At 44.9% G+C, this 6277-nt stretch carries 5 protein-coding genes and 1 pseudogene; all 6 read right to left on the bottom strand.

Annotated features, from left to right (window positions below):
* Positions 1-24: 24 nt before the first annotated feature.
* The 6 genes and pseudogenes from D829_RS0115025 to D829_RS0115050 all read right to left on the bottom strand — a co-directional run bounded on the left by D829_RS0115025 (position 25) and on the right by D829_RS0115050 (position 6188).
* Entirely contained in the window at positions 25-1950 is a 1926-nt protein-coding gene (locus tag D829_RS0115025) for an ABC transporter permease (protein ID WP_017689730.1), read from the bottom strand.
* The gene (locus D829_RS0115030) at positions 1947-2702 is read right to left on the bottom strand and encodes an ABC transporter ATP-binding protein (protein WP_017689731.1); all 756 of its coding nucleotides are present in this window, start codon (positions 2700-2702) and stop codon (positions 1947-1949) included. The genes D829_RS0115025 and D829_RS0115030 overlap by 4 nt, the downstream gene beginning before the upstream one ends.
* Positions 2703-2818: 116 nt before the next feature.
* Entirely contained in the window at positions 2819-3823 is a 1005-nt protein-coding gene (locus D829_RS0115035) for a sensor histidine kinase (protein WP_017689732.1), read from the bottom strand.
* Positions 3820-4509, bottom strand: a complete 690-nt coding sequence (locus tag D829_RS0115040) for a response regulator transcription factor (RefSeq protein WP_017689733.1) — start codon at positions 4507-4509, stop codon at positions 3820-3822. Before D829_RS0115040 ends, D829_RS0115035 begins: the two co-directional genes overlap by 4 nt.
* 185 nt (positions 4510-4694) lie before the next feature.
* A pseudogene (locus tag D829_RS31125) lies at positions 4695-5459 on the bottom strand (SDR family NAD(P)-dependent oxidoreductase).
* Between the two features lie 48 nt (positions 5460-5507).
* Positions 5508-6188: a class I SAM-dependent methyltransferase gene (locus D829_RS0115050; RefSeq protein WP_051153970.1), complete on the bottom strand. Its 681-nt coding sequence runs from the start codon at positions 6186-6188 to the stop codon at positions 5508-5510.
* Between the last annotated feature and the right edge of the window lie 89 nt (positions 6189-6277).

A 6277-nucleotide genomic window follows, 5' to 3' on the forward strand; every position in this document is an offset into this window, starting at 1 on the left:
ATCAGTATACTCCTGACTCCAATTCTACAAAGCTTCCTTAATCACCCGCTTATAGTACCACACTGACAACAGACCAAAAATCGAATATAACAATGTATAGACTATCATGACAATGACCGTAGGTGTCGCCAGCTCCGTACCAAAGAAAAACCAACCTGATTTCACGGCAAAGTAACTATGACTCAATCCCACCACAAGCGGAATACCGAAGTTAAACAACTGCTTGATCTGAATTCCCCTCAACAGATTGTTTTGTGTAAATCCAAGTTTACGAAGAATGGTATAATTGCCCTTCTCCTCTTCACTCTCATTCATTTGTTTAAAGTACAGGATACATCCCGATGTGATCAAGAACGTCAAACCAAGGAAACCAACAATGAACATAATCAGTCCCATATTATTACGTTGGTTATTTCTGAACTCAATCTGGGAGAAGCTCGGTGCTTCCAACTTCAGCTCCTTATATACGGCATATGCCTCTTCAGCCTGCCCCTCGTTCAGAATACGTACACCATAGTAATCAGCCCACTCGGATTTTTGCAGCTTGGGATTGAGATCCTGCCGTAGCTGCTGGTATACCGTTTCATCTACTACCGCTACAGGCGTGCCCCCAGAATAGTATCCAGGAAGAACCCCCTTTTGGGTGGTTCCGATCAGTTGTTGGTCTAGCGTTCGCTTCAATCCATGCAAGACAATTGGACCTGTCTCCTGAATGGAAATCAACTGCTGAATGGCATTTCCGTATCCCATGAAGACCGCTTCGCCTGGTTGCAGATCAATGTTATCTACCATCTTGTCACTCAACACACTACTGAACAGGTACTTTTCCGTCATGGACTCATCCATCACTTTATGAGCATCAATTTCAATATAAATGGGCTGTCTATGCTTCTCTTCATATGGAATCTGTCTATTATCCAACTCAGCTACGAAGCGATTTTTCACCTCAACCTGAGCAAATGAAAAATCCTCCGGCAAGCTTTCCTTCGCCTGAGCCTCTGCCGAATAATATGAAATGTAACTGAGTGACAGCATGCCAATAGCAAGCGCCGACACGGTTGTAATAATCGTGAGCAGCAATGCATTAGATTTCATGCGGAACATGATTGAAGATAAAGACAACACCTCATGAATGGTAAGGTATCCGTTTTTACTTTTGCGAATCAGATTAAAGATAAAACTTACCGAACCCTTATAGAACAGGTATGTCCCCAGTATGACCGAGAAGAGAATCAGGATCATCGTATACATCAACTGCTGCATATCCATTGCCTCACCGCTGAACAGCCGTGCAGACATGAAGTATCCATACACAATCAGAGCAATACCCAAGACGCCAACAATCATCTGTCCGACAGACATCTTTTGCACCTGCTGCTCCGAAGTGGCCGACACCCGAAAGAGCGAGAGAATGCTCTGTCTCTTGATAAAGGTGTAGTTCATCAGCATGATGAGCAGATACATCATCGTAAAGACAATCACCGTTTGCATGAGTGCCATCGGAGAGAAGTACAGTTTCGTAATCGCATCCACACCGAGAATTTTGAACAATATCATCAATACCAGCTTGGAGGCAAGAAACCCAATTAACACACCGATAGCCATGGAGCCAAAATAGAGAATACTATTCTCCGCACTCAAAATACCAAAAATTCTGCCTTTCGTCAGTCCGATCAATTGAAATAATCCAATTTCTTTGCTACGCCGCTTGATAAAGATCGTATTGGCATAGAGCAAAAAGATGCCGACAATGACGATTAACAGTACCGAAGATGCGCCTATAGCCGCCGCACCTTTCGTTGAAGCAGCTACCTCATCCATGGAAGGATCATACTGTAACGTCACAAAGGAAAAATATAAGGCCACACTGAACACAAGCGCAAATACATAGAGATAATAATTCTTTAGATTTTTCCTGAGATTGCGGAAGATAATATAATTCAAGCTCATTGCTGCACACCACCCAATACGCCCTGGGTTTTGATAATATCGTTGAAGAACGATTGCCGTGACTCGTCTCCTTTATTCAACTGGGTGTAGATCTGACCGTCTCGAATAAAGATCACTCTGCTGCAATAACTTGCGGCAAGCGGATCATGGGTAACCATAATAATAGTCGCTTTTCGTGCGCTGTTCATATCACTTAACTTGCCAAGCAGATCCGAAGCGGACTTGGAATCCAGCGCTCCTGTCGGCTCATCCGCAAAAATGATACTTGGCTCGTGGACAAATGCTCGTGCTGCCGAAGTCCGCTGCTTCTGACCCCCTGAAATCTCAGATGGATACTTGTCTTTCAATTCGTAGATTCCCAGTTCACGCGCGATCTGTTCAAACCTCCGGTGTGCCTCCTGCTTTGGAATGCTCGTGATCGAGAGCGGCAATAATACATTTTCCTTCACCGTAAGGGTATCCAGCAGATTATATTCCTGAAAAATAAAGCCCAGATGATGTTTGCGGAACTCAGCCAGCTGTTTCTCCTTCATTCCGGTGAATTCCTTGCCCTCAATATCAATCGTGCCCTGGCTCACCCGATCGATGGAGGAAAGTACGTTAAGCAGTGTCGTTTTGCCTGAACCCGAAGGCCCCATAATACCTACAAACTCTCCCTTATTTACCCCAAGATCAATCCCCTTCAGCACTTCCTGTTTATTCAGTTTATTACCGTAAACTTTATGAATTTTTTTGGCTTCGAGTATCCACATATTACACTCACTCCTCTTAGATCTTCTGCAAAATGCTCATGTCTATATCATAATCGGAATGTGCAGTGTTATCGTGTGATTCACCGAACAAAACCAAAAAGCATGTGACATTGTTGTCACACGCCTGCAAGATGCACCATGTCGTTTTTTCGCGGAAAAGTAAGTGTGACGGTTGTGCCCTCGCCAAGAGAAGATTCTACATGAATGTTCATATGCAGCGTCTGGACCACCTGGCGAACCAGATACAGCCCCATCCCGGTAGCCGCCCCATCCATTCTGCCTCGGGTGGACGTAAATCCTTTATCAAATATACGCGGTAGATCTTGAGTCTCAATCCCTCGCCCGTGATCCTGAATCATGAGTATGATGTGTCCATCCTGTTCCCGACTTTCAATGAGGATGTCTGATGAATCGCTATATTTCACCGCATTGCTCAACAACTGCCGGAGGATGAAGCCTAACCATTTGCTGTCTGTGAGCACGCGCGATACCATTAAAGACACATCAAAGCCAATGCCTTTGGAAATGCACCACGATTTCAGTGCTCGTATCTCGCTATTCAATACCGGTTCAAGTTCCGTCTCTTCGATGAACAGATCATTATGCATAAACGGAATACGCTTCTGATGAAGCTGCTGATCCAGTAACTGATGAATTCTTAACCATTCATATGTCATTTGGCTCTGTAGCTTGTCATCTGGCAAACGCTCGATCATCAGTTGCAGCGCAGTCAGTGGGGTCTTCACCTCATGAATCCAGGATAACATCTCGTCCTTCTCCTGTTCCAGAGCGATAAAATGGTGTGACGTCTCCTTACGATACCGCTGTGTCTGGGAACTGACCGCCTCATGTACAATCTGCTCATATGGACTTTCGGCGATATCGAGTTCTCTCAGATCATAGGTATGATCCCAGATGCTCAATTTTCTATAGAAACGGGTCTCTTTCAGGTATCTCGCCCAGATAAAAACAAGACATACCACCACATTTAGTCCTACGATATACATCACAGATTGGAATGGAATGGACGAGTCCAGGTAGGCCACCAATAAAATAATAAGTTGCATGCTTACCAGTAGCCATAACCAACTAACCCTTTCTCGTATGTACTTTCCGATCATGCTTCTGCCTCTTCCGTTGCCATGTACCCCTGACCTACTTTGGTTTCAATGTACCGCTCCAAGCCGATGGGTTCAAGTTTCTTCCGTAACCGATTAACGTTAACTGTTAGCGTATTGTCACTCACGAAATGCTCGTGATCCCACAAGCTCCGGATGAGGTCCTCACGGGTAACAATCTGATTTTTGTGCTCGACCAGCACTTTAAGGATGAACATCTCATTTTTGGTTAATAGGACAGATTCATCCCCGCAGGTCAGTGTATTTTTCACATATTCAATAGCCGCACCGCGCCAGGTTCGGAGTTCAATATGCTCTGTATTATAGTTATACACCCTCCGCAATGTCGCTTGGATCTTGGCAATCAATACATCGAAGTGAAAAGGCTTCTGGATAAAATCGTCTGCACCCAAATGCATGGACATGACCATATCCGCAGGATGATCCCGTGAGGACAAAAAGATAATCGGCACATTGGAGTGCGAACGAATTATCCGGCACCAATGGAAACCGTCATATTGGGGTAGCTGAATATCAATAATGACCAATTGCGGCTGAATTACGCTGTACTCCTGCAATACCTTGCCAAAGTCTTGCACACCATACACGTCATACGACCATTGGGACAAACGTTCCTTGATTTCACTGAATAACGATTCGTCGTCTTCAATGAGCATAATTTTAAACAAGAGACTTCACCACGTTTCTGATCTTCTAAGGTTGAATAAGGTAATTAGACTCCGTTGTTGCAGGATCACCTTTACCGTTACGAATCGTTCTTCCGATCGCTGATTCCAGTGTACAGGGAAGTTGGGCTTATATCAAAAGGTACCCATACTTCGTAAAGAAAACAAGCCGAAATACGTATATCCTATTAGCTCTCAACAGTGTGTATAACATGGCTTGCATCACTGTTTTCGTCGATCCGCTCAATTAACTGCATCGCTACGTCTCGTGGCGATCTTAATTGTCCTGCTTCATATACTTGATTGAACATACCTGCAAGAGCGAACTCCTCTGCACTTTTGCCTCGTGCAACAGCCTGCAATTCCGTATCGACCATCCCCGGATCAAAAGCAATAATCTCAACAGGGTTCTGTTGACCCGTTTGTTCCAAAGATACGCATTGGGTGAACATGTTCATGCCTGCCTTCGATGTACAGTACACTGTCATGGAAGGCGCGGGATAACTTCCCGAACCAGATGAGAGATTGACAATTTTACGTCTGGCGGACAGATGATTTGTTTGTTGAATAAAAGAGGAACTTAATATCATCGGCGCTGCGAGACTGATGTTAAGACTCTGACTTATCTCTGCCGCACTGCATTGATCTATAGGTTTTAGAGGCTCTAGCATCGCTGCGTTATTAATAAGTCCAATGAATTCAGCTTCCTAAGAAGGTAATTGGTCCAATATGCGTGTAACCAAATCATCGATCCCATTCAGGTCGGCTAGATTGTACTGAACATGGCGGTAACGCCCACTCCATTCCTCGCTTGATTCCAACAGATCCGAACCCCCGCGTGAAATACCGTAAACGTAATCCCCCTTAGCCAATAATAACTCTGCAAGTTGTAAACCGATCCCTTTGGATGTGCCTGTAATGATAAAGTGTCTTCTTCCTGTTTCTGTTCCCATTCCGATACCACTCCTCCTCTATTTTCAATGCATGTTATTCCCCTACTCTTACGAGTTTTTCTTTCTCCACAACGTGGCCCACAGAAAAGGTACACCAAAACATGGTTCATGCTGCTCCATCGCCTTCATTGCACGGAACTCCACACATTCAAAGCCATCTTCCAGCATGTAGCGAAGCTTCTCCTCCGTGAACGCAAGACCACCGCGCATCGACTTCTCTTGATACACCTGCCAATCATTCATAACGATCTCAGGCCCACCAATATCGCCAAAACCAGGAGCAAAACAAGTCATTCCAAAGTATCCTCCAGGCCGGAGTGCATTATGGACCATCTCTATGTAGGGAATACGCTGATGTGGTAACAGATGATGCAGACAACCCGAGTCGTAGACAAGATCATATTCTTGCACTGGGGACAATTCGAACACAGATCGACATTCAAAATGCACATCCAGTTGCTCCTCTGCCGCCCTCTCTTTAGCCCAAGCAATAGCTGTCTCCGAAAGATCATAAGCATCTACCTGATATCCTTGGCGGGTTAAATACAACGCATTTCTGCCCGGGCCACACCCCAGTTCCAGTGCCTTGCCGCCGCTCAGCACACCTTCGTTCACGTGCGCTACCAGATTCTCATCCGGTTTGTTTGGGAAAAAGGGGATTGGTCTGTTCCGATCCTCATAGAAAGGTTCCCAAAACTGCTTGGCAGATCTGAAATCCGCATCGAGCATATCATATAGATCCTGTACACTTTTAATCGTCTTTTCCACAACCACATTCCTCCCACTATAAAGTAATGTTTTCGCCTGTTTTCTCGTCC

The organism is Paenibacillus sp. PAMC 26794, assembly GCF_000316035.1.
Taxonomy (GTDB): Bacteria; Bacillota; Bacilli; order Paenibacillales; family Paenibacillaceae; genus Paenibacillus.

Bases quoted from the DNA above. Each gene is read 5' to 3' on its own strand.
- D829_RS0115050 (WP_051153970.1), bottom strand. From the start codon at position 6,188: ATGCTCGATGCGGATTTCAGATCTGCCAAGCAGTTTTGGGAACCTTTC.
- D829_RS0115025 (WP_017689730.1), bottom strand. From the start codon at position 1,950: ATGAGCTTGAATTATATTATCTTCCGCAATCTCAGGAAAAATCTAAAG.
- D829_RS0115035 (WP_017689732.1), bottom strand. From the start codon at position 3,823: ATGATCGGAAAGTACATACGAGAAAGGGTTAGTTGGTTATGGCTACTG.
- D829_RS0115030 (WP_017689731.1), bottom strand. From the start codon at position 2,702: ATGTGGATACTCGAAGCCAAAAAAATTCATAAAGTTTACGGTAATAAA.